Annotated in this window: 1 pseudogene; it reads right to left on the bottom strand. The window is 58.8% G+C overall.

The features are described 5' to 3' along the window. Positions 1-2,039: pseudogene (locus tag PU724_RS33540) on the bottom strand (hypothetical protein); the annotation flags it as partial. Between the last annotated feature and the right edge of the window lie 887 nt (positions 2,040-2,926).

Genomic DNA, 2,926 nt, shown 5'->3' with positions numbered 1-2,926 from the left:
CGCTGGAAAGCCCCGAGGGTGGCATTATCGGAGCCCAGGCGCAGATGGTAATGGGCTATCAGCGGGTCGACGAGGCGCGTTCGCGAGGCGAGATCTGGATTGTCCCTCTGCAGCTCCTGCGCCAGCAGCTCGTAGTCTCTCTGGATGTGCCGATCCCCCAGCCATTGCGTGGCGTCGAGCGCCAGCCCGCTGCGGTCGTGAGACGAGGCTTGCGGATCGAGCGCCTTAACCTGAGCGTCGGAGGCTGTACCTGGAGGCGGGGCATAATGGGCATCATCACGCAGCTCGGCCGGTGTGGACGGCAAGTCGACCAGGGAATCAAGACCGCGGTAGATGTCAGACGAGCGAGCCGACGTGGATTCCGGCGTTGGCCACATAGTCGCGTCAAAATCAGACGGAATCTGCGGCGACCAATTCGAGCCGGAGCCGGCAGGTTCCTGCCGTTCGGCCTGTACTGACGTGGCTTCCGGAGTTGGCCACATTCTTGGGTCAAAATCAGACGGAGTCTGCGGGGACCAATTCGAGCCGGAGCCGGCAGGTTCCTGCCGTTCGGCCTGTAGTGACGTGGCTTCCGGAGTTGGCCACATTCTTGGGTCAAAATCAGACGGAGTCTGCGGGGACCAATTCGAGCCGGAGCCGGCAGATTCGTGCCGTTCGGCCTGTAGTGACGTGGCTTCCGGAGTTGGCCACATTCTTGGGTCAAAATCAGACGGGATCTGCGGCGACCACGACAAGTTCGATCCGGTCGGCCACGGCTCCCGACCCGCCTGCTCAACGCCACCCATACCGCTCAGCGCTCTGTTCGCCTCAAGGACTTGTAGATATTGCGAAAGACAGTCGAGACGCAGCTTGGTGTTCTTAGTGACTCGTTTGAAGTCCTTGACATCTCGCATCAACTCGCTTTGTTGCTGCTTATCCCCCTTGAGTCGGCTCACTATGCTCCCCTTCTTCTCCCTTTGGAGCCAATCGCTAAACCTGCGTTGCACGCTAGCCGTATTGAAAATAGGGTACTTCTGTTTCGCAGTCGGCTCAGGTCCAAGGGTGCTCAATCTTTCTTGTGTCACGAGGTCGATAAATTCGGCGTCGTCGGGATAAGCATCCAGGGTACGGCGTCCCATGAGGCGTGGGCCGGGCCCGATTTGTTGGATGTTTTCGCCCCCCGGCAAAAGCCTCCGGAGATGAGTCAGCGTCGATAGAAGACGGTTCTCAGGGTCGTTGCCCTGTGCTCTATATGCCTCGATATCGTCCGCCAGCGCCTCATTTCGAAACCGAGAAGCCAATGGTTCCTTGTTGTTTTCATGGAGCCAGTTGGCGAACTTCTTCGCGTGTATCAGACTGCTGTCAATCGTATTTATGGGAACGTCGGCTCGCTTAGCTGCTGTCTTGAATCTCTTCATGAGCGCAGCATCTTCGGCAGGAGGGGCAGCCAAGCGCTGTCGGCGGTGGGGATTGAAATCTGGGGCGCGTTCCTCGACTTTCGCGGCATGGAACTCCTGAAGCACTGTCGATGCTGCATGGATATCTCTTGTGCCAGAGAGTGTCGCAAGTCGATTCAGCTCATCGGGGCGATCAAGCAAGCTGGACAGCGTTAAGTTCGTGGGCCGAAGCCAGGTGCGAAATTTATGCAGACTCGTCACCCACCCACCAACGGTGTTTCTCGCACGGCCGGCGGATTCGGCCGCCTCGCGGAACTCGGCAATAAGCCTCTCGTCATCTGTGGACTCAGCTGCAGGGAGATCGGACTGCCGTAGATTTTCCAACGCCTCAATGATTTGATCTTTGACGTTTTTACTGCCAGTACGGTCCACTTGCTCCGCATACTCTCGCGCATCGTCCTTCAACCCGTGCTCGGTCAGCCGGTCGGTAATTGAGTCCCTCTCGCGCTCGTTAAGCCAAGCACTGAAACTTTCTAAATGAGATGCGTTTCTCTGGGCGGTCTGCATGAACGCGCTGCCGGCGGACGCTCTCATAAACCTGGAAACGAGCACTTTGTCCGACTCAAAGGGCTCAATCGCGCTGCGTCGCTTGGCGTAATACATGCGACGATTTGGATGGATTTCCGACACCGAGCCGCCAGACGACTTCTCGCCACGATTCTCCGCAAAGACTCTGCCGACCCTTGTCTTAACACGCGACGGCAGTCCCCGGCTTTTGCCGTCCTTCGTCCGCGCCGTAGGCTGCTCTTCCGAGGGCGCGGTGTAGTTCGTGCTGGTGAATAGCCTGTCATGCAAGTCAGACTGCGAAGCCAGTCCATTCGAGCCGTCGAGGGGAGTGCGAGGCGGGTCTACGCTGTGGCGCGCGCTGCTGAACCGGTTATCCGGCGGGTCGGACTGCGACGGCATCAGCATCGCCCCCCGATATCAGTGCGCTGGGTCCTTCCATGCGCCTCCCCGGGGCGAGCACCAGGGGAACTAGCATCACTGAAGTTCTCACGAGAGGAAATGGGCTGCAAATCGCTCAGCTGTTGTTCGAATTCCACTTGATCAGCGCACGTGTCTCCCGATCGTTGACTCACCCGCTGCCGCTCTTGCGGGGCAGCGTACTCGCACATCCGAGCTTCCGAATTGAACCATCCGTTATGGTAGGGTTTCACATCACTTCCCCGTTGCGGGTTCGCTTATTGCTCACACGCATTTTCAGCATTACTGACGTGCCACTGAGATGTCATCCGGTGGCGATTGGAGGCTCGACTGTTACGCGGTGTGGGCGGGTTGAGCAACCGGCGAAGACGCGGAGCCACCAAATAGCGCAGCGTCGGAGCCGGTTGCGGTGATGGTTACATCAAACGCAACAAATGCTTCGCTATACTCTCCCATGGCTCGCCCTCCGTACGTGCGGGCGGGCCACCGATCTCCGCCTCGGACCACGACGTCTGGCGCTGATCTGCTTGACGACAGCCACCGAGACTCAACGCCCCGCGTCAGAT

This window comes from Mesorhizobium abyssinicae, from assembly GCF_049887195.1.
Taxonomy (GTDB): domain Bacteria; phylum Pseudomonadota; class Alphaproteobacteria; order Rhizobiales; family Rhizobiaceae; genus Mesorhizobium; species Mesorhizobium abyssinicae.
This window is presented reverse-complemented; position numbering and strand designations above follow the sequence as displayed.